Raw genomic sequence first — 19922 nt, forward strand, 5'->3', positions numbered from 1 at the left:
GTCTTTTAGCTTTTGTGTATATCTGTTGTAGATTAAGCTTTAGCTTGGAACTTGCGTTTTGGTTAGACATCAGAATTTACCTTGAACTTCGATCATAATTCCATCTACAAAAGTAATATAAATTATTCCCGAAATCTGAAATGTTCAAGCGAAGCTAGAAAAATCTAGGTTGGGTGGAATATCTTGAATTCGTCCTGGGCCGATTGCACGCAATGCTTCTTTAAGCAGAATATCCCCAGTATACAAGGCTTTACCAACAATTACACCTGTTACGCCTTGAGGTTCTAAGCCTAATAAACTTAACAAATCGGTGACAGAACTAACACCACCAGAAGCGATGACAGGGATGGAAATTGCCGCAGCAAGTTCTCTTAATGCGTCTAAATTTGGACCTTCTAGTGTACCATCGCGGTTAATATCTGTGTAAATAATGGCTGCTGCACCTAATTCTTGCATTTGGGTAGCGAGTTGGGTAGCTAAAACTTCTGAGGTTTCTAACCAACCACGTGTAGCAACTAAACCATTACGGGCATCTATGCCGATGATAATCTGTTGGGGAAATTCTTGACAGAGTTCTTGGACTAGCTGGGGTTGTTCGACAGCGACGGTTCCCAGAATTGCCCAATTTACGCCGAGATTAAATAATTGTTGCACACTGGAGCGATCGCGCAATCCCCCACCGACTTCAATTGGTACTGAAACAGCATTACTAATAGCTTCAATAGCTGATAAGTTTATGATCTTACCTGCTTTAGCCCCGTCTAAATCAACCAAATGCAATCTCGTTGCGCCTTGGTCTACCCACATTTTCGCAACTTCAACGGGGTTTTCGCTGTATACTTGCGATTGTGCATAGTCTCCTTTATAAAGTCGCACACAGCGACCTTCTAGTAAATCAATTGCTGGTATTACTTCCATAATTGGTAATTGGTAATTGGTAATTGGTAATTGGTAATTGGTAATTGGTAATTGGTAATTGGGTTATTAACCTCCCCTGCTCCCCTGCTCTCTTACCTGTCACCTGTTCCCTGTTCCCTACTCCCTAAATTTTTCACTGCTTGGCGAAAACCCAAGACCAGTAAAATGTTGGAAAGGGTTAAAAAGACTTCTGCACCGCCATGTAACCAATCTATATTGGCTAAAGCTTCTCCATAAGCAACTTTGGCATAAATACCAGCGGGAATAGTAACGCCGACAAATACTAAAGTGCCGTAAAATCCATATAGGGCTAAACGTGGCATTTGCGGACTGCGGCTGATAAACCACAAGAAACCCAAATAGGGAAATAGAGAAAGGGCAAATAGGGTTTCTTTTGAGATCATTGCTCTGATTTGATAGTTTTTGCCTCAACAGTGGTTGCAGACTTGGTAGAACGCCAAATCCACACGGCCGCTGCCCAGAGGGTAAAATTACCCACTAATGTCATGGTAGCTTGTAGAGTGACTAACCATTCTAGAGATTCGGCGTTGTCGAAATAATGCCAGGTGCAAGCACACATTGCACTGATTAAAGCTGGTAACATAGCAAAGGATAATCCCCACCAACTGGGGTTTTTTGTCAGTTCACCGTATCTCCAGATTAACCAAATGGCGGCTATCCATTCAATGACGCTAGAAACATGAATTATCCAGGTGGGAATTGAAAGAGCGTGCATAATTAATTCAAAATTCAAAATTCAAAATCTAAAATGGTGAAGATGCGGGCGTTATTGTCTGGGTATTACGGTAAGGGTAATGGTGGTGATGAAGCTTTGTTAGCCACACTTCTGCAAATGTTACCACCTGATGTCACTCCTGTGGTGCTTTCTGGAAATCCTGAAGAAACGAGTTGGCATTATGGTGTGGAAAGTTACAACCGCATGGCTGTTTTACAGGTAATTAAGGCTTTGCGTTCCTGTGATGCTTTCATTTGGGGTGGTGGAAGTTTAATCCAGGATGTGACCAGTACCATTAGCCCTTTTTATTATGGGGGATTGATGGCTTTAGCTCAAGTTATGGGTTTGAAAACAGTGGCTTGGGGACAGGGTATTGGTCCTTTGTTGCGTCCTCAAACTCGTTGGTTAGCAAAACGGAATTTTGCTGGTTGTATTAAAGTTAGTGTGCGCGATCGCAATAGTTCTGCTTTATTATCAGATTGGGGTATACCTCATATCCTTGCACCTGATCCGGTTTGGGCGTTAGCATCAAAGCCAGTAGCAGAATTAGCAGATTTACCAAAACCCAGAATTGCAGTTACTTTAAGAAATCATCCCCAACTAACAGAAACTCGGTTAATCAATTTAATTGATGCTTTGGTGAATTTGCAGACACAAACCCAAGCATTCATTTTAATCTTACCATTTCAAAAAAGTGAAGATTTAGGAATTGCCGAAAGAATTCAACTGCAATTAAAAGATAATAGTCAAATTTTCTGTTTAGAAGAACCACAACTTTTAAAAGGTGCGTTTCGTGGTGTAGATATGGTAATTGGTATGAGGTTACATAGTTTGATTATGGCAGCTAGTGAAGGTTGTCGTTGTTTTGCTTTAAGTTATGATCCGAAAATCAACCGTTTAATGGAAGATTTATCTATACCTGGATGGGATTTAGCAAATATACCAAATGATGTAGATTTAGTTAGTAAAACGTGGTTTGATTTTTATCAAAAAGGTAATGCTTTATCATCTGAGAAAATCCAATCTTTGGTAAATGGGGCTTTTTTGCATCGGGAATTGTTGCAGGAAGCGTTAAAGTGAAAAGTAAAAGGTTGGATAATATAAAAATTGATCCTAAAAAATAGGTAAAGATTGGTGAGACATTCCCTAGTTATGAGGTGATATAAATGTATTATGCAGACATTGCCGTACATGGAAAAGATAAAAATTTGCAACTTTTAGTAGAAGCTAAAAATAAACATCAATCTGAGCTTAATTTTACACGCCAAGATGCTATTTTTATGCTTCCATTGTAAAGCATTTAAGTAGATCACTTGAACAGCAACGCTGCTTTATTAATAGAAATTCTAAAGATTTCGATAATCCAGATATTGAAGAAGCTTTAGACAGATCTAATTGCAAAATATTATTTAGGTTTGATGCTGGATTGGGTTATGTTAGAAATCAAATCGGGGTTGTCTAAGTAACTTCAGTTGTGAACACAAAACTTACAACTTATCTGATAATTTAAATTAAAGTTGATATCATCTGCAAGGAGATTACTATGACAGCTATCACCGTCAACTTAAACCCAATTATCCAACTTACCGACAATCAATTTTATCAATTGTGTCGGGAAAACCCTGATGTCAAATTTGAACGCAACTCAAAAGGAGAAATACTGATAATGTCACCCACAGGAGGAGGGACGGGAAAACGCAATGTTGAAATTTCAGCAGATTTTGTGTTCTGGAATCGTCAAACTAAACTAGGAGTTTGTTTCGATTCTTCTACCTGTTTTAAACTTCCTAATGGTGCAAACCGTTCTCCTGATGTAGCTTGGATAAAAAAAGAAAGATGGGATGCACTGACACCGGAAGAGCAGGAAAAGTTTTCACCAATTGCTCCAGATTTTGTTTTAGAGTTAATGTCACCAAGTGATAGTTTACAAGACACCCAAGCAAAAATGCAGGAGTATATAAATAATGGAGTTAAATTAGGTTGGTTAATTAATCGGAAAATGCGTCAAGTTGAAATTTATCGTCTTGGTAAATCTGTGGAAGTATTAGAATTTCCCCAAGAACTATCAGGAGAAGATGTTTTACCAGGGTTTGTTTTAAACTTGCAAATAGTTTGGGGATAAATGAATGTTTTATTCATTATCAAGCCTGTCTCACAGGAATCTGAATACAAAATGTTGTCCCCTTGCCTAATTCTGATTCGCATGAAATTGATCCTTGATGTCTTTCGACGATAATTTTATAACTAATAGATAGTCCCAAACCTGTGCCTTTCCCAATGGGTTTTGTGGTGAAGAAAGGATTGAATATTTGTGAGCTTACCTTCTCAGGTATGCCAGAGCCATTATCGGAAACATATATTTTTACAGATTCAGAATTTGCCATTTCGGTTTTAATCAAAATTTGAGGAGTAAAATTTGCTTCTGTTCCATCCTTGATGATATGATTTTCCCAGTGAGAGACAAGAGCATCTATAGCATTACTGAGCAAATTCATAAATACTTGATTAAGTTGTCCCGGATTGCATTCAACTAGGGGTAAATTAGTATACTCTTTGATCACTACAATTTCTGGATGATCTGAGTTTGCTTTTAAACGATGCTGCAAAATTACTAAAGTGCTTTCGATTCCTTCATGAAGATTAACAGACTTCATTTCAGCTTGGTCTAGACGGGAGAAATTACGTAAATTTAGCACTATTTGATTAATGCGTTCGCTCCCTATTTTCATTGAACTTAATAACTTTGGTAAATCTTCAGCTACAAAGTCCAACTCAATTTTTTGAATATATTCTTGAACAGGAGAATCTGGCTGAGGATAGGTTTGCCGAAAAAGTTCTATTAATCTCAATAAATCTTTGCTATACATCTCTGCATGATTGATATTCCCAGAAATAAAGCTCAGGGGATTATTAATTTCATGGGCAATACCCGCTACAAGCTGTCCTAAACTAGACATTTTTTCATTTTGAATTAATTGTGTTTGGGTAATTTGTAACTCTTGTAATGTCTTTTCTAGTTCTGCGGTTCTAGCTGCTACTTTATGTTCTAAATTGGCGTAAGCATCGTCAAGAGAATCAGCCATTATATTAAATATTTTCGCCATTCTTCCTAGCTCATCCCTACCCTTATCATTAATCCTGACTGTAACTCCAGGATTTAATGCAGCTTGATTCATAGCCTGAGAAACTTGATAAATTCTCTTTGCTACTAACTTGTCAAATAATAAATATATAAGAGTTATAAGTACAATTGTTATACCTATAAATGTAAATAAAACAGCCTGAATCATCGAAGCTTGATTTGCGCGTAAATCTTTAGTAGGTACATAAATCATCAATGCACTGATAATATCCCCAACTGTCCAATTAAAACCGTTGGTTGTACCATATTTATCTCTAATTGCTTGAGGTGCATCTTCAGGTCTACCATGACATTGTAAACAACTAGTTTCCATGGTGATGGGTTGTGCTACATAAAATAATTCTGTATTCTGATTTTTCTTGTATCCTGTTTTTTCTGGAAGAATTTTATTTTGATTTCGATTTTGATTTTTCTGAAAATATGCGATAATTTCTTTCTCCAAATCATCTGCTTTATTAGCAGAATTCATGGGATTTAATGCTGGCTGTTTATAAATATATTCAGGTAATTGTTCATTAAAAATTTCAAAAATACTTCGGGTAGCAAAAGCATTAGATTTAGCTTCAAAAATCATTTCTTTTGTATGCTTTTCTACTGCTGGAGCTAATTGTTTAATCACATAATTTCGGCTGGCTTGTCCAAAATTCAAAACTAATTCACTGCGGGTACGGGCTTCTTGTTCAAAGGCTTTTGCTTGGATTATACTTAAATTCCATACCCCAAGTCCCATAATTATTATTAATGATATAATTACTGCTATTGTGAACTTAAATTTAATAGAAATTTTGGGCTGAGATTTGACAAGAGGTGTAAATACCTGAGTAGGCATATCTTCAGATTTTTTGTACCGCATTTTTTTCTAAAAAAATTAATATATCTATCCACAATTTTTATTTAAAAAGGAGTCAGAATTTTAGTGGGGGCTTCAGATCTACCACTAATGAAAGACCACCAAATCTATGATTTGGTGGGTGTATTAAACCCACTTATACATCCGCCAGTCTTACAAATTTCATTCTCAATTCTGACTCCTGTATTCTGTTTGATCAAAGATCAACAATTTTTCAGGTGGGCATTGCCCACCCTACTAAAATGTTTGCCCATCAAATAGAAATACTAAATGGTATTCTTAATACAACGGTAACATATCACACATCATGTCACTACTAACAGGAGATTAAGATAAACTAACAATTCCTGACCATTGCACCTTTTTCTCCTTTTCCCGTCGATAAGAAAAGAAATGATCTGGAGTTTGATAGGTACAGTAGGGAGCGATCGCAATTTGTTCTACACTAATCCCCAATTGCTCCAACTGCAAAGCATTAATTCGACGCACATCTAAACGCACCTTTCCTGGTTCTGGATCAGGTAATAAAGGTGAATCAGGCAAATCGTGTAAAGCAGCAACTATTTTTTCTGGTTCATTATGTGGTACAATAGTGCTTCCGATTTCCGCAGCCACTTCCACGGAAACTTGGTAAACTTCGCCGGCGATCGCCGGACCCATGGCAATTCGCAAATCCTGTAATTTGCTACCTTGGGATTGCATTTTATTAATGGCCTGGGGGACAATCTTCGCTGCTGTGCCTCGCCAACCTGCGTGTAAAGCCCCTACCTGTCCAATTTTTACATCCCCAATCAGCACAGGTGTACAATCAGCAGAAGCCACCCACACGGCCTGTAAAGGTAGCTCACTGATTAAACCATCTGCCAAAGCCAACTCATCATCACTGTCGTTTAAATGTTGATCTACCTCTTGGGGAGTCAAAACAGTATTACCATGAACCTGTTTTAAACGATAAGCAGCAGCCTCTGGTTGTAGCACCTTTGTTAACTCCTGTGGTGGACGCGGCCAAAACTGCTGGGTAAAAAAACCATGGGGCCAAGGTGCTAAAAGATTACAAGTCAGGTAAGGTAGACCTTCCCAATTGTGCCAGTGCCAAGTGTGCATCTTCAACCAAACCTAAACAAAAAATACAAAACCGCCAATCAATGCTAACTTGAACAACGGGATTTAGGGGAATAACTGTGGAATTTGATCGGCAACTTTTAGAAAATTCCTTACACTTAGGGCGTAAGCATCCACATTTGCCATTTTCTCTGCACATTTTCGACAGTCTCCCGTCAACTAATCAAATGGTGTGGGACTTAATCACCCAAGGAGGCAAACCAGGATGTGTAGTTATTGCTACCCAACAAACCGCAGGCAGGGGACAATGGGGAAGACAATGGGTATCTCCTACTGGTGGTCTATATCTTTCGGTGGCGATCGCTCCTAAACTAGATGTTACCAATAGTTATCAACTAACCTTGGCTAGTGCTTGGGGCATTGCGTCACAATTACAAAACTGTGGCGTACCAGTGGGAATAAAATGGCCTAATGATTTAGTATTAGATGGTCGCAAACTAGGCGGCATTTTAACGGAAACCAAAGTCCATAAAGGTCACATTACCCAAGCAGTGATTGGTGTTGGTATCAACTGGTCTAACCCAGTACCAGAAACTGGCATCAACCTGAAATCGTGGCAAGCTACCCAGAATTCTCAACCGATTTCTGGACTAGAAATGCTCACTGCCGCCGTTTTACTGGGAATACAATCCGGTCTCAAGTGTCTTAACACCGAAGGAATAAGCATACTATTGTCTCGCTATCTTGATTTACTTATAAATATGGGTGATCAGGTGTATGTAAACAATCTTTTAGGCACTGTAGTTGGGGTGACAACCCAAGGAAATCTCCGCTTAAAAATAGCTGGATATGATAGGAAAGAACCGATAGCAGAAATTTCTGTCGAACCCGGTACAATCAGTTTGGGTTACTGTAAATCTTCTGTTTAAATTTTAGGTTTGTTGAAAATTTCGCTCTTTGGGCAAGACAAACCATTGACCGAGCCAATTTTAGATTTTGGATTTTGGATTTTGGATTGAGGTAGTTCCTTACTTCTACTCCAGAAGCAAACCACATATCCCGCTGCTTGTTAGTAGCACAAATCTAAATTTTGACATCATCTCTTGAAACTTATTACACACAACTGAGAGCAAAAATGACGCAGCCCCATAAATCTGCCCATGACCGTTTAAATAAGCGGACTCAAGGTTTAACAAAAAGACGCTTTGCGTCTACATTACCAGCCCAAAGCCTTGGTTGGTTGAGCAGTGTTAGCCTCCTGAGTGGTGGCTTCGTGTTTGCTCAAACGGAATCAACAGTAGATAACATTGTTCCCACTATTGAAAGTTCCCAGCCGGCAGCAGTTGCAGATACAGGAAAAAAAGAAAGTGCCGCCCCAGAAGCAGCACCATCACAGCCAGATTTTACTGAACGGAGAGCCAGACTCAGAAAAAAACTTAATCGGGAAGAAATTTCCCAAACAGCAGAACCGGTTAGACAGTCTAAACCGAAAGTAGAAAATTCTCAACCTGTTGTTATCATCAAAACTTCGACACCGAAAGTAGAAAATTCTCAACCGGAAGTACGTGTGAGAACTTCTCAACCGAAAGTGGAAACTTCTCAACCGGAAGTACGTGTGAGAACTTCTCAACCGAAAGTGGAAAGATCGCAGGCTGAAAAACCAGAGACTACTGCTGACTCAGCACCTGAAAAACCCGCAGAAGTGGCTCAACCAGCAAATAACTCTAACGCTGCTGGCAGTGCAACCGCTAGAAAAACTAAAGATTACAATAACACCTACATTGATCCCACCGAATACAACGGGACTGCAACTGGCAACTATGAAGCACCCAGTTCTGTAGTTGTCACAGAACGCTCTAGCGGTTGTGAAGCTGTTTTCTCGAAAAAAGAAATTGCTGCTGGTGCTTGTGGTAAAAAAGCAACTGATACTCCCCGTGTAGCTGATTCACCCAAAAAATCAGCACCTAGTTGGATCAAAAAAAGTGAAACCGCTAGTTTAGAAAAAGCGCCAACCGCACCACAAGTAGCCACCAAGTCCAGCCTAGAACCCCAGAGTGTAGTTAGGACTGTTGCTGCTGCTGTCAATAATAATCAGAGTTGGCGTACTCCCGAAACTCGCACTGGCGGTCATACAAAAACCGCCTATCACCCTAATCGGTTTATTCCTCAGCCCAGCGAGTTTTCCTCGACTACAACAGTCAGTGCTACACCCATAGCCCCCAGTTTTGGGTCTTTACCTGCTCCTATGGCAGAAGGTAATGTGGAACCTCGTCCTAGCAACGTCTCCTATGATTTCGCCCTGGCATCGGTTTTACCACAAGTTCCTTATAGTAATGCCTTTGCTTACCGTGGTGGTGCTTCTGGAGTAGCTTTTCCCGTGTCTTTTGCTGCACCAGTTACTTCTTTGTTTGGTTGGCGGATACATCCTATTACTGGCGATCGCCGTTTCCACGCAGGTACAGATATTGGCGCACCCACAGGCACACCAATTTTAGCAGCGGCTAAAGGTCAAGTGGAAACCGCTGATTGGATGGGTGGTTATGGTTTAACTGTCACCGTTAATCACAGTTCTGCCCAACAAACTCTTTACGCTCATATGTCAGAAATCCTGGTGCGTCCCGGTCAGTTGGTAGAACCAGGAACTGTAATCGGCCGCGTTGGTAGCACTGGTAATTCTACTGGTCCTCACCTGCACTTTGAAGTCCGCCACCTAACCGCAAACGGCTGGGTTGCTGTTGACCCTGGTGTAAAACTCCAAGCTGGACTCAATAACTTGTTGTACAGCAATCGTACAGCACAGGCAAGGTAGGGGACTGGGGACAGGTGACAGTTAAGAGAGCAGAGGAGCAGCACTTCGGCTACGCTCAGTGACCAGGGAGCAGGGGAGCAGGGGAGCAGGGGAGCAGAGGAGCAGAGGAGCAGAGGAGCAGGGGAGAAGGGAAGAATAATTTTCTATCTGTTCTGTTCCCAATCCCCAATCCCCAATCCCCAGTCCCCAGTCACCAGTCCCCAGTCCCCAGTCCCCAATCCCCAATCCCTATAAATACCCGTGTTCTACTAAGAATGCGGGTGAAATATCCTCCTGATGATGGTTTTTTCCGGGAGAGAGGAATTTTTCAACGTATTTACCCAGGATATCTGCTTCTAGATTTACCCAGCTACCAGGGACTAAATGACTCAGGTTTGTTTCCGAGTATGTGAGGGGAATGACTGCGACTGTAAACTGGGAGTGTTCGGGTTGATATGTGGCTACGGTGAGGCTAATACCATTGATGGCGATGCTACCTTTGGGGACGATATAACGAGCGATCGCATCGGGTGCAGCAAATGTCATTTCCCAAGAGGTCGCTGTTTGTTGGGCTGCAATTAATTCTCCCATCCCGTCTACATGACCCATGACAAAATGACCTCCTACTTTACCACCCACTCGCAGCGACGTTTCTAGGTTGACATATCTGGCTTGAGTTTCTTCTCTACTTAAGGTGGTACGAAGCAGGGTTTCTGGTGAAGCGGTGGCAATAAAGCCGTCTTTTAAAATCTCTTCGACTGTTAGACATACGCCATCTACTGCTACACTGTCGCCATAAGCTAAATCCTGCATAATGGCATCTGAGTGGCTAACAAAAGAAATCTGCCAAGAATCCTTTGATAAGGGTTTGATTTTACCTAATCCTTGAATTAATCCTGTAAACATGGTTTTTTTGCCAAACTAACTCTATTTATTGCTTAATTTTGGCTGAAATCAACTGATAATTACGACCCAAAATGTAAAACCTTTAAAGATAATTTCTGGAGTTTTTTTTGGTTGATCAAATTTCACACATTAACATCAATCTCAAGGCATACTTGGGTAAGACGATGATTATTTTGGGAGAGCATAGCTTGGCGTAAGTCATTGCAGCAAGAAATAAAGTCCAGATTACCTGGGTTTTATGTAGCAGTTTAATAGAAGCCATTATAAAGAAGAAAAGCTCTATGTTTACTTCTGTCCCAAAAAACCCAATCAAGGGTATTATTTGCCACATAGCACTCAAGCAATTAAAGGATTTTAGAGGGTTAGCCAATGATTGAAATGAGAGTCGCTGGTATAGCACTAGATGCCATAACCCGCAGCCCGATTGTACTCCTGAAAGATAGTTCAGATCGTCGGGCTTTGCCAATTTATATAGGTCAGGATCAGGCTAGGGCGATTATGGGTGCTATGGAGCATCAAAAACCTCCTAGACCTTTAACTCATGACCTGATGGTGAATATTTTGGAAGCATGGAATATGACCTTAGAAAAGGTGATTATTCATTCTTTGCAAAAGGATACATTTTACGCAGCTTTGATTGTTCAGCAAGGCGAAGTAAAAAAAGAAATTGATGCCCGTCCTAGTGATGCGATCGCTATTGCTCTACGTACAAATGCACCTATCTGGGTGATGGAAGAAGTAGTAGCTGATGCTTCTATTCCGGTTGATCGTGATGCTGATGAAGCTGAACAAGAAGCCTTCCGGGAATTTGTTTCTAATCTTCGTCCTGAAGATTTAATTAAGCGATTTGGTAATGGTGATAGTTAAGTAATAGGTGACTGGGGACTGGGGACTGGGAAGTGGGAAGCAGGGGAGCAGGGGAGCAGGGGAGAATAATCTTCTACCAATCACTAACCACTAATCACCAATCACCAATTACCCATTACCCATTACCTATTACTCATGACTAATTACCTATTATGAAATATCGTCGGTTTGGTAAAACAAATTTACACCTTTCGGTTTTTTCTTTGGGGACAATGCGTTATTTAGCTAACGCGGAAATTGCCAATAAAACTATTGAACAAGCTTTATCTTTAGGCATTAATCACATAGAAACCGCTAGGGGTTATGGTAAAAGTGAGGAGTATTTTGGTACAGCGATAAAAGGTGGGTTGTCTGTACCACGAAATCAGTTATATATCACTACCAAAATTCCCCCCTGTGCTGATGCTGACACCATGCGTCGGCATATTGATGAATCTTTAAAACGTTTAAATTTAGATTATATCGATTGTTTGGGTATTCATGGTTTAAATACTCAGCAACATCTGGAATGGGTAGAAGCTAAAAACGGCTGTATGCAAGCTGTAGATGAAGCGGTAAATAATGGCATGGTGAGACACGTCGGTTTTTCTACTCACGGGTCTTTAGAGATTATTTTGGCTGCAATAAATACAGATTTTTTTGAATTTGTTAATCTCCATTATTATTATTTTTTCCAACGTAACGCTTCAGCTATTCAAGCAGCAACTGAAAAAGATATGGGTGTGTTTATTATTTCTCCTGCTGATAAGGGAGGAAGGCTTTATACACCACCGACAACTTTAAAAGAACTTTGTCAACCATTTACACCTTTAGCATTAAATTATAGATTTTTGTTGAGCGATAATCGGATTACAACTTTAAGTGTAGGTGCTGCAACTCCAGAAGAATTAATTGCACCTTTAGAAGTTGCTGATGATGTGGGTGAGTTGACAACAGATGAAATTACTGTTTTTGAAAGATTAGAAAATCAGCAAAATCAGGTTTTAGTAACTGATAAATGTAGTCAATGTTATGCTTGTTTACCTTGTCCTGAAAATATCAATATTCCTGAAGTTTTAAGGTTAAGAAATTTAGCAGTTGCTTATGATATGAATGATTATGGCAAATATCGTTATGGGATGTTTGAAAATGCTGGTCATTGGTTTCCAGGAATGAAGGGAAATCGTTGTACAGAATGCGGTGATTGTTTGCCTAAATGTCCTGAAAATTTAAATATTCCAGCTTTGTTAGCAGATACCCATGAAAGATTAGCTGGGAAAGCTGGGAGAAGGTTGTGGAGTTAGATCCCCGACTTCTAAGATTAAGTGATAATATATTTACAAGATAAAAAATAAGTTAGCTTCCAAACCCACCAGGGAATAAATTCCCTGTCTCATAGCTAAAGTGCGTTAAAACGCACTCTTATAAAATAGAAATTCCAAAGTTATGGAAATTTATTCGAGCATATAAATTTAATAAATACAACAAAAAATACAAAAAAATAGTCGGTTTTAACCGACTTGAGCTTTTAGACAGGGAATTTATTCCCTGACTCTTTTATATTTTATATTTGGTGTTAGGTAACTAGTGATTTTATAAGTTACGTAAATTCTCTATTGCTTTTTGTGTAGATATTTTGAGCTATTTATAAGCAATATCTCGAAAATAAACAATTTTTTGATTGTAATGACATAAAAATTACAATCATTATTATAATTATCTTAGTTATTTAACACACATCATCATGAGTTCAAAAACAAAGGAATTACAGGCGGGTTACGCTAAAACTCGCTTGTTGCTTGCGTTGTGGGATTTGGGAGCAAGTCAGCAGGAAGTAAAAAAAGGTTTGCTGACTAAGCGCATCGTGGCTAAGGGTCAGAAGATGGCCGACTATAAGGAGATTTTAGAGGATTTGCAAATGCAGGGGGCGGTTAATGTTTCTCGGACTGGTTACTCTCTCATGTCACCTATAGGTTTAGAGGTGTTGGGTGCGGGTTTGCGTAGTAGTGAGTTTAAATTTGAGGGGACTATTGTTGGTACTTGGGCTGCTAATGCGTTGTTGCGGTGGATAGGTCGAATTGATGTTGCAGTGAGTGCGCCGGTTGTGTCTGGTGGTGGGGTTAAGGGTGGGGTTATTGGTTCCTATGAGGAGTTTAAGTCTGTCGCGTTGGATGTTTATGACAAGTTGAATAACGATTACAACCTAGATGATTTAGTACCTATTTATCGCATTAGAAGAGAAATCGGTGAACGAGTTAGCCGTGAAAAATTCAATAAATGGCTAGTAGAACTGCAAGCAGATGACATTTTGCAACTAATGACAGGAGAAATACCAGACTTTACCGCTGATAAACGCGAAGATTCAATTTCTATACCAGGTACACAATTACGTTCTTATGCTAAACGCTTGATTTAATCACATTGTCTACAAACTTTTTCGTTCCTTGCACCTGAGAACTTACCATGACAAATACCCCTTTTTCTCCCATAGAAGCTGTTAACGCCGCCATTAATAGTCACAATCCATTTACTAACGCTGGAATTGTTAAAGAACAGGATGTTTGGGGAAAAGGAGTCCCCGATGTACCAACATTAAACGCCCATGCTTCTAATAAAGTTTTTCAAGCCATTGAATTTGTTCGCAAAAGTAAATCTAGTCAAGATAAAGTAACTTCAATTGCTATTACTGCACAACAGGGAGTTGGTAAAACCCATCTTTTGAGTCGCATTCGTCATGAACTGGAAAAACAGGGAGGTGCTTTATTTGTCTATGCCAGTGCTAATAACTATACAGACTTAAATTTAGTTAAGTACCAATTCCAGCAAACTTTAGCAGATAGTCTCAGTAAAACTGGTAGCCAACAAGTAATACAATGGCAAGAAGTAGCCGCAGCTATGGCAAACGAAGGCAGAGAAAATGCTACTTCTCCAGCAGAGTTATTCAAAAAATTTGACCAAGCTTATAAAAGCAGTTTGACTAAAAATAAAAATCTCATGAATGCTCTGCAAAAACAGGTGATTAAAAATAAAACTGATGCAGATCCTTACATTATTCGGGCTATTTTATGGACTCTATCAGAAACACAATCTCCGTTTGCAATAAAGTGGCTATCTGGTGAAGAGTTAGCTCAGTTGAATGCTGATGAATTGGGATTACCTAATCCTACAAAAACTAATCAAGATAGAGAAGCTGAAGCACTCAAGAATATTCAGCAAATTTTGAATCTAGTTAGTTACTACAACTCAATTGTTATTTGTTTTGATGAAATAGATGTAAGAAATAACTCTACTGAAGATGGGTTGCCAACAGAAAGTGTAATTGCTAATTTTGTTAAAATCCTCCATGACACTCTTGAAAACTCAGACCTGAGCCAAGGTGTGGTTATTCTGACAGTAATGTTACCAGAAACATGGAGAGATAAAGTAAATTCTCTTCCTGGTGGTACACCCGATAGAATTTCAAAATTTACACAACGCAAACCAATAGACTTAAAATATGTTAGTGGGGATTCTATGGTAGAATTAGTAACCGTTTGGCTACAAGAGTATTACAAGCCGAAAGATTTAATTCCACCTCATCCACTCTACCCATTTGAAGAAAATCAATTAAGAGAATATGGGAAGGTAAATAAACCCAGTGTTAGGGAAGCTTTACGATGGTGTGCAGATAACTTTAAGGTTGTTGAGCTAGATCCACTTCCTTCAGATCCGTTTGAGAGGTTTGAACTAGCATTCAAAAGAGAAAGTGAAGCAAACATTGGAGATTATCTAGAGGATAGTGATTTAATTACTGAAGCTCTATATTTTGGTTTTAATACTTTAAAAGGTCAAACATTAGAAGGAGTAACTATTGAAGAAGTTACAAACGATGTCAGACCCAGAGCATACCATATAAAACATTATATAAATTTCAAAATCATTGGTAATGATAAAGGAGAAGACGTAAAAATTGGTGTTGCGGTAATACAGTCTTCTCAAGTTAAATTAACGGCAGGATTAAAATGGTTAATAGACTACCAAAAATATGACCTTACTCGCGGTTGTTTAGTCCGGTCTAAATCGAAAATTGAACAAATGAAGAAAAATTCAGAAGCATATAGGTTGCTAAATGAACTGATCTCACAAAAAGGAGGCGAAAATGTAGACTTAATAGAAGATCAAATTCGTCCGCTCATAGCTATATTAGCCATTTATCAAAAGCGACAAAATTATCAATTAACAGAAGAACAGATTTTTGATATTATCTCTAAGCATAATATTACCTTTGATAATCTGTTACTGAGAGAAATTTTAAGTGATCCATCTGGTAATATGCCTGATATTGATGATGAAGATATTATAGATGAATTTCTCACCTCTTCTTCAACTATAGATGAAACAGAAGATACCGATGATTTAAGTGATTTATTTGGTTAATGAATTATGAATAAATCAGGTTTAATTTATAACGCCTTGTGTTTACAAGCTCCCGATATTGAAGCTTTAATACATGGGCGAATTATTACTGCAATTCCTCGTAAATTGCTGTATACTGAACAAAAATTTGCTCTTTCTCCTGTTGATATTTCAGCAAATGTAGTTTCAATTAAAGCATGGGCTAAATGTGAACTTTGCGAAATCCTAGATAAAACTAAACCTTTAGATATTTTATCTCAATTAACAATCTGGAAACCAGAAACATTTGAGGAAATATTAAAAAAACAGCCGCATTTTTTTCTAGCTTATTTGCGCGTTTATCATTTATCTCAACCTTGGGAAATTCCAGCTATTCCCAATATCCAAGATAAACTAGGTAAATTTGCACCTTTACCTCATAATATTTCTGTATCTGAAGATAAACCCGTATTAAGTGATCAAGTATTTCTTCAACGCAAACAACAATTAGAAAAACTAGAACCTCCCTTACATCCTGAACTAGAAGAATTACAAACTGCATTATCACAAATAGCCAACAATAACCCAGCAGCACAACAATTAGAAAATGACATCAAAATATTTTTATGTTGGAGTAATGAACCAACTACAAATACACTAAATTCCGATTTAGCTTGGATAAAAACAATTACAACTTTAGGAAATAGAAGCATAGAACTAGAAGAGAAAAAAAGCAACTATCAAGCGGGTACAGACTTTGAAAACATCTCCCGTAAAAGCCTTTATTTTTTAGGATTTCAAGTTGAAAATGCTTATAAAGGTGGTGCTGGAGGTTTAGACTTATATTGTTCCCAACCTTATCCTTTAGTGTGCGAATGTAAAGCAGGGAGAAGTATTCCAGATCGTGCCGTAGAAGAATTAGATAGAATAGGAAAAAGACATCTGCAAGAAAATTATCTACAAGCAGTACGCTTAATTATTGGACCAGGAGAACCTACTAAACAACTCAAAAAATCTCTCGAAAAATCTGCCAAAATATCTAAAACCAGTATTATTAAAGCTATGACATTACAAAAATTAGTAGAACTAAAAGCAAAATATCCAGGTGCAATAAATTTAATTGAATTAAAGCAATATTTAGAACCTGGACAAATTGATGATAAAATTAACGAATATATAGATAAAATAGAAAAAGAGATTAAATTGCGATCGCACATTATTCAAGCAGTCAAAGAAATTCCTAAATCAACTAACGAAATTTCTGTAACAGTGATAGAAATTCGTAGTCACTATAACGCCATCAATAAATCAACTTTAACAGATGAAATAGTACATGATTTATTAATAGAACTATCATCACCATTAACAGGTTACTTAGGAAAAGAAAAAGGAAACGACTGGAAAAATGATAAATTCTATTATTTACGCGACTTACCAATAAATTAAAAATAACTCTTCTCTCCGCGCTCTCTGCGTCTCTGCGTGAGAAAAAATCATCCCAAAGTCAAAACACCAGCTTTAAAATTCACCACCAAAGGCAAAAACTCCAACCATTCTGAACCCAATAAAATCTCCGTTAACTCATCACCAGCGTAAACAGGAATTTCATACTCTTGATTATTCAAAATTACCTTACCTAAATATCTTTATCTATATACTCCCATTGGAGACTATCTAAATCTTGCGTATTAATAGCCATAAACCCTGTAAAACTTGTATCAAACAAAGCATCAACAGGTAAATTCAAGCCATCAGCAGTAATTAATTCAATCTCGAAAAATAACTGCCTCCTCTCACCAAAATAACCCTGTATCATATTCTACCAACTGCCCCCGATTCATTCAGGCAAAAAACACAGTGATCCGCATTGGGAAACTTTTCCCGTGCTTTTTTATGTGCAACTTCCTTATCTTGATCAATCACATAATCACCACTATTTAGCTCAATGGCAATATACCAACCATAATGATCTTTGATCAACTCAGGACGTAATTTTTCAAAAATAGCTTGATAACGTTGATGTTCTACTTCATTCTCAGCTTTACGTTTAGCTAATTCTTCCGGTGATAAAGTCAGTTCAGGAAAAATTCTGCCTCTTCTTCTTGGTTGTTGTGATGTTAATTGTGTCATAGTTTTTAACTCAATTATTCAAACTAAGATAATTGTAACATATTATATTTTGTTGTAAGAATTCATGAGAGGCGATAAGATCCCCGACTTCTTTTGTTTATTGTGTTCATAAATGATAAATTGATCTTAGAAGTCGGGGATCTGGGTATGAACGATTGCTATTTTGCGTGAGATTAAAAAATTTAAATCCCCGACTTCTTCAAGAAATCGAGGATCTAAAAAACCAAGATAATTAATTGTATTTAACCGAGAGAAACAGTTAAACTACCTGGTTTAGCTAAATCACCAGTTAACACCACACCGCGATGATTAGCGTGTAAATGACGGAGAATTTTGTAAATTGCTTCAACTTCATTAGCAACGCCCGCTTTATCAGCAACTTCAGAAATAGAAAGTGCTTTCTTTTCTGTTTGCAATACAGTCATTACTTTTTGTTGTAAATCGAGAATAACAGCGGCGGCTTTCTTACCAGCTTCTACACCTGGTTGGTGATAAGCATTGACATTTACTAAACTGGCATATAAACCTACAGCCCGTTCATACAATGCAATTAACGCGCCAACTGTGCGAGCATTAACTTGAGGAATAGTCACTGTAATCGAATCGCGGTTATTTTCATACAGTGCTTGACGAGTTCCTAACAAGAAACCAGCCAAATAATCACCAGAAGTCACACCAGGATCAATTTCTGGAGATGCACCTTGACGGTCTTCTAAAACCTCAATTAAGGTTGCAAAGAAATTGGGTACACCTTCCCGCAACTGCTGTACATAGGCGTGTTGGTCGGTAGAACCTTTGTTACCATAAACAGCAATACCTTGATATACAGTTTTACCGTCTAAGTCTTTTTCCTTACCCAAAGATTCCATTACCAGTTGTTGCAAATAGCGGCTAAATAATAACAAGCTGTCTTTGTAAGGTAAGACAACCATATCTTTTTCGCCTTTGCCATTACCGGAGAAATACCAAGCCAAAGCTAACAAAGCCGCTGGGTTATTTTTGATATTAGCGACGCGAGTAGCGTCATCCATTTCTTTTGCCCCATCCAGCATGGCACGGACATCAATGCCCTGTAAAGCCGCAGGTACTAGCCCTACAGCAGACATTTCCGAGGTACGTCCACCTACCCAGTCATACATCGCAAACCGGGCTAACCAGTTTTCAGATTTTGCGACTTTATCTAGGTTGCTATCTGGTCCAGTAACAGCAACTGCATATTTAGTAAAGTCTAAATTTTTGGCAGCATAGGCTTTTTTCACCTCAATCATGCCGTTACGGGGTTCGGGAGTTCCCCCAGATTTAGAAATGACTAATACTAAAGTGCTGGCTAAATTGTCGATGTGGGAGAGAACCCGATCAATACCTGTAGGATCGGTATTGTCGATAAAATGAATCTTCAGGGGTGGAAAATCGGGTGCGAGGGCTTCAGCCACAAATTCTGGCCCCAAAGCCGAACCACCAATACCGATAGAAATGATATCTGTGAAGCGGCTTTCCTTGGGGGGATGTACAGCCCCAGTGTGTACCTGGTCAGCAAAAGCTTCGATTTGTTCTAAGGTTTGGACAATTTCTTGTGTTAGTTCTGGAGTCGGTGCTAAATCGGGATTCCGCAACCAGTAGTGTCCTACCATCCGGTTTTCATCAGGATTGGCGATCGCTCCCTTCTCTAAAGCTGCCATATCCGCAAACGCTTTGTCAAACTTCGGCTGCAACGATTCCACGAAAGCATCATCGAACCGCATCCGGCTAATATCTAGATACAGTCCTAATCCCTCGTGGTAATATAACCAATCTTGGTAACGTTGCCAAAGTGCCTTAGCATCCATCATGAGGGAAATCTCAAATATATTGGTCAAACTCCAGTTTAATGTATGGTTTTGGCGATCCCTGCTTTGTCTTATACAGTTTACAATTGACAGGCAGGGGAGCAGGGAGCTTTCCGAGTAGGAGACGAGCCAGGTTGAAGTGTAAGGCACTACCCATATCATTTCAACATCTATATGACTACAGCACAACTAAGTAGATTGCTACCCTACTTTATGGGGGACTTAGAAAAGTACCTGAATTTACTCGAACAGGCTTTACTCAAGCTGCCAGAAACAATCAAACATCCAGAAGTTATGAGTCGGTAGATTTGAATTTTATGGACGTAAGCCTTGCCGTTAGGCTA

19 protein-coding genes and 1 pseudogene are annotated in these 19922 nt (G+C 38.8%); 11 read left to right on the forward strand and 9 right to left on the reverse strand.

Going from position 1 to position 19922, the window contains the following annotated elements:
- Positions 1 to 144 precede the first annotated feature (144 nt).
- The 3 genes from hisA to H6G06_RS09545 form a co-directional block, all read right to left on the reverse strand.
- Positions 145 to 918 carry a 1-(5-phosphoribosyl)-5-[(5-phosphoribosylamino)methylideneamino]imidazole-4-carboxamide isomerase gene (gene hisA / locus H6G06_RS09535; RefSeq protein WP_190559427.1) on the reverse strand — a complete coding sequence of 258 codons (774 nt, stop codon included), beginning with the start codon at positions 916 to 918 and terminating at the stop codon, positions 145 to 147.
- A 92-nt stretch (positions 919 to 1010) separates the two neighbouring features.
- The gene (locus tag H6G06_RS09540) at positions 1011 to 1322 is read right to left on the reverse strand and encodes a DUF3593 domain-containing protein (protein ID WP_190559429.1); all 312 of its coding nucleotides are present in this window, start codon (positions 1320 to 1322) and stop codon (positions 1011 to 1013) included.
- Entirely contained in the window at positions 1319 to 1654 is a 336-nt protein-coding gene (locus H6G06_RS09545; protein ID WP_190559431.1) for a DUF2499 domain-containing protein, read from the reverse strand. Before H6G06_RS09545 ends, H6G06_RS09540 begins: the two co-directional genes overlap by 4 nt.
- Positions 1655 to 1687: 33 nt before the next feature.
- On the opposite strand from H6G06_RS09545, the gene csaB reads away from it, so the two are divergent.
- The 3 genes from csaB to H6G06_RS09555 all read left to right on the forward strand — a co-directional run bounded on the left by csaB (position 1688) and on the right by H6G06_RS09555 (position 3776).
- Positions 1688 to 2734, forward strand: a complete 1047-nt coding sequence (csaB, locus tag H6G06_RS09550) for a polysaccharide pyruvyl transferase CsaB (protein ID WP_190559433.1) — start codon at positions 1688 to 1690, stop codon at positions 2732 to 2734.
- An 86-nt stretch (positions 2735 to 2820) separates the two neighbouring features.
- Positions 2821 to 2949 carry a hypothetical protein gene (locus H6G06_RS27790; RefSeq protein WP_277875185.1) on the forward strand — a complete coding sequence of 43 codons (129 nt, stop codon included), beginning with the start codon at positions 2821 to 2823 and terminating at the stop codon, positions 2947 to 2949.
- A 248-nt stretch (positions 2950 to 3197) separates the two neighbouring features.
- On the forward strand, positions 3198 to 3776 hold the full coding sequence (locus H6G06_RS09555) for a Uma2 family endonuclease (protein ID WP_190559435.1): 579 nt from the start codon (positions 3198 to 3200) through the stop codon (positions 3774 to 3776).
- A 19-nt stretch (positions 3777 to 3795) separates the two neighbouring features.
- On the opposite strand, the gene H6G06_RS09560 is transcribed toward H6G06_RS09555, so the two are convergent.
- Both H6G06_RS09560 and pgeF read right to left on the reverse strand, forming a co-directional pair.
- Positions 3796 to 5649 carry a c-type heme family protein gene (locus H6G06_RS09560; protein ID WP_242039647.1) on the reverse strand — a complete coding sequence of 618 codons (1854 nt, stop codon included), beginning with the start codon at positions 5647 to 5649 and terminating at the stop codon, positions 3796 to 3798.
- Positions 5650 to 5973: 324 nt separating this feature from the next.
- On the reverse strand, positions 5974 to 6750 hold the full coding sequence (pgeF, locus tag H6G06_RS09565; RefSeq protein ID WP_190559437.1) for a peptidoglycan editing factor PgeF: 777 nt from the start codon (positions 6748 to 6750) through the stop codon (positions 5974 to 5976).
- A 77-nt stretch (positions 6751 to 6827) separates the two neighbouring features.
- Here pgeF and H6G06_RS09570 point away from each other — a divergent pair, with 77 nt between their 5' ends.
- Both H6G06_RS09570 and H6G06_RS09575 read left to right on the forward strand, forming a co-directional pair.
- Positions 6828 to 7637, forward strand: coding sequence for a biotin--[acetyl-CoA-carboxylase] ligase (locus tag H6G06_RS09570; RefSeq protein WP_190559439.1), 810 nt, complete (start codon positions 6828 to 6830; stop codon positions 7635 to 7637).
- A gap of 206 nt (positions 7638 to 7843) precedes the next feature.
- Positions 7844 to 9517, forward strand: a complete 1674-nt coding sequence (locus H6G06_RS09575) for a M23 family metallopeptidase (protein WP_190559441.1) — start codon at positions 7844 to 7846, stop codon at positions 9515 to 9517.
- 228 nt (positions 9518 to 9745) lie between these two features.
- Here the strand turns inward: H6G06_RS09575 and H6G06_RS09580 are convergent, their stop codons facing one another.
- Entirely contained in the window at positions 9746 to 10402 is a 657-nt protein-coding gene (locus H6G06_RS09580) for a riboflavin synthase (RefSeq protein ID WP_190559443.1), read from the reverse strand.
- Between the two features lie 369 nt (positions 10403 to 10771).
- Here H6G06_RS09580 and H6G06_RS09585 point away from each other — a divergent pair, with 369 nt between their 5' ends.
- From H6G06_RS09585 to H6G06_RS09605, 5 genes are all read left to right on the forward strand, one after another.
- Positions 10772 to 11269: a bifunctional nuclease family protein gene (locus H6G06_RS09585; protein WP_190559445.1), complete on the forward strand. Its 498-nt coding sequence runs from the start codon at positions 10772 to 10774 to the stop codon at positions 11267 to 11269.
- Positions 11270 to 11421: 152 nt separating this feature from the next.
- Positions 11422 to 12552 (forward strand): aldo/keto reductase, encoded by a 1131-nt coding sequence (locus H6G06_RS09590; protein WP_190559447.1) that lies wholly within the window; start codon positions 11422 to 11424, stop codon positions 12550 to 12552.
- Between the two features lie 440 nt (positions 12553 to 12992).
- On the forward strand, positions 12993 to 13664 hold the full coding sequence (locus H6G06_RS09595; protein ID WP_190559448.1) for a hypothetical protein: 672 nt from the start codon (positions 12993 to 12995) through the stop codon (positions 13662 to 13664).
- A gap of 47 nt (positions 13665 to 13711) precedes the next feature.
- Positions 13712 to 15664 carry a P-loop NTPase fold protein gene (locus H6G06_RS09600; protein ID WP_190559450.1) on the forward strand — a complete coding sequence of 651 codons (1953 nt, stop codon included), beginning with the start codon at positions 13712 to 13714 and terminating at the stop codon, positions 15662 to 15664.
- 6 nt (positions 15665 to 15670) lie between these two features.
- Entirely contained in the window at positions 15671 to 17068 is a 1398-nt protein-coding gene (locus tag H6G06_RS09605; RefSeq protein WP_190559452.1) for a DUF1802 family protein, read from the forward strand.
- A 47-nt stretch (positions 17069 to 17115) separates the two neighbouring features.
- Here H6G06_RS09605 and H6G06_RS09610 read toward each other — a convergent pair.
- The 3 genes and pseudogenes from H6G06_RS09610 to H6G06_RS09620 all read right to left on the reverse strand — a co-directional run bounded on the left by H6G06_RS09610 (position 17116) and on the right by H6G06_RS09620 (position 19578).
- A pseudogene (locus H6G06_RS09610) lies at positions 17116 to 17438 on the reverse strand (aspartyl protease).
- A complete protein-coding gene (locus H6G06_RS09615; RefSeq protein ID WP_190559454.1) occupies positions 17435 to 17752 on the reverse strand; it encodes a hypothetical protein in 318 nt (105 codons plus the stop codon). The pseudogene H6G06_RS09610 and the gene H6G06_RS09615 overlap by 4 nt, the downstream one beginning before the upstream one ends.
- A 242-nt stretch (positions 17753 to 17994) precedes the next feature.
- Entirely contained in the window at positions 17995 to 19578 is a 1584-nt protein-coding gene (locus tag H6G06_RS09620; RefSeq protein WP_190559834.1) for a glucose-6-phosphate isomerase, read from the reverse strand.
- A gap of 174 nt (positions 19579 to 19752) precedes the next feature.
- Between H6G06_RS09620 and H6G06_RS27795 the strand changes: the two genes are divergently transcribed.
- Positions 19753 to 19884: a hypothetical protein gene (locus tag H6G06_RS27795; RefSeq protein ID WP_277875189.1), complete on the forward strand. Its 132-nt coding sequence runs from the start codon at positions 19753 to 19755 to the stop codon at positions 19882 to 19884.
- Positions 19885 to 19922 lie beyond the last annotated feature (38 nt).

The organism is Anabaena sphaerica FACHB-251, from assembly GCF_014696825.1.
Lineage (GTDB): Bacteria > Cyanobacteriota > Cyanobacteriia > Cyanobacteriales > Nostocaceae > RDYJ01.

Coding starts and splice junctions, on each gene's coding strand:
- hisA (WP_190559427.1), bottom strand. CDS start 918: ATGGAAGTAATACCAGCAATTGATTTACTAGAAGGTCGCTGTGTGCGA.
- H6G06_RS09540 (WP_190559429.1), bottom strand. CDS start 1,322: ATGATCTCAAAAGAAACCCTATTTGCCCTTTCTCTATTTCCCTATTTG.
- H6G06_RS09545 (WP_190559431.1), bottom strand. CDS start 1,654: ATGCACGCTCTTTCAATTCCCACCTGGATAATTCATGTTTCTAGCGTC.
- csaB (WP_190559433.1), top strand. CDS start 1,688: ATGGTGAAGATGCGGGCGTTATTGTCTGGGTATTACGGTAAGGGTAAT.
- H6G06_RS27790 (WP_277875185.1), top strand. CDS start 2,821: ATGTATTATGCAGACATTGCCGTACATGGAAAAGATAAAAATTTGCAA.
- H6G06_RS09555 (WP_190559435.1), top strand. CDS start 3,198: ATGACAGCTATCACCGTCAACTTAAACCCAATTATCCAACTTACCGAC.
- H6G06_RS09560 (WP_242039647.1), bottom strand. CDS start 5,649: ATGCGGTACAAAAAATCTGAAGATATGCCTACTCAGGTATTTACACCT.
- pgeF (WP_190559437.1), bottom strand. CDS start 6,750: ATGCACACTTGGCACTGGCACAATTGGGAAGGTCTACCTTACCTGACT.
- H6G06_RS09575 (WP_190559441.1), top strand. CDS start 7,844: ATGACGCAGCCCCATAAATCTGCCCATGACCGTTTAAATAAGCGGACT.
- H6G06_RS09580 (WP_190559443.1), bottom strand. CDS start 10,402: ATGTTTACAGGATTAATTCAAGGATTAGGTAAAATCAAACCCTTATCA.
- H6G06_RS09585 (WP_190559445.1), top strand. CDS start 10,772: ATGATTGAAATGAGAGTCGCTGGTATAGCACTAGATGCCATAACCCGC.
- H6G06_RS09590 (WP_190559447.1), top strand. CDS start 11,422: ATGAAATATCGTCGGTTTGGTAAAACAAATTTACACCTTTCGGTTTTT.
- H6G06_RS09595 (WP_190559448.1), top strand. CDS start 12,993: ATGAGTTCAAAAACAAAGGAATTACAGGCGGGTTACGCTAAAACTCGC.
- H6G06_RS09600 (WP_190559450.1), top strand. CDS start 13,712: ATGACAAATACCCCTTTTTCTCCCATAGAAGCTGTTAACGCCGCCATT.
- H6G06_RS09605 (WP_190559452.1), top strand. CDS start 15,671: ATGAATAAATCAGGTTTAATTTATAACGCCTTGTGTTTACAAGCTCCC.
- H6G06_RS09615 (WP_190559454.1), bottom strand. CDS start 17,752: ATGACACAATTAACATCACAACAACCAAGAAGAAGAGGCAGAATTTTT.
- H6G06_RS09620 (WP_190559834.1), bottom strand. CDS start 19,578: ATGGATGCTAAGGCACTTTGGCAACGTTACCAAGATTGGTTATATTAC.
- H6G06_RS27795 (WP_277875189.1), top strand. CDS start 19,753: ATGACTACAGCACAACTAAGTAGATTGCTACCCTACTTTATGGGGGAC.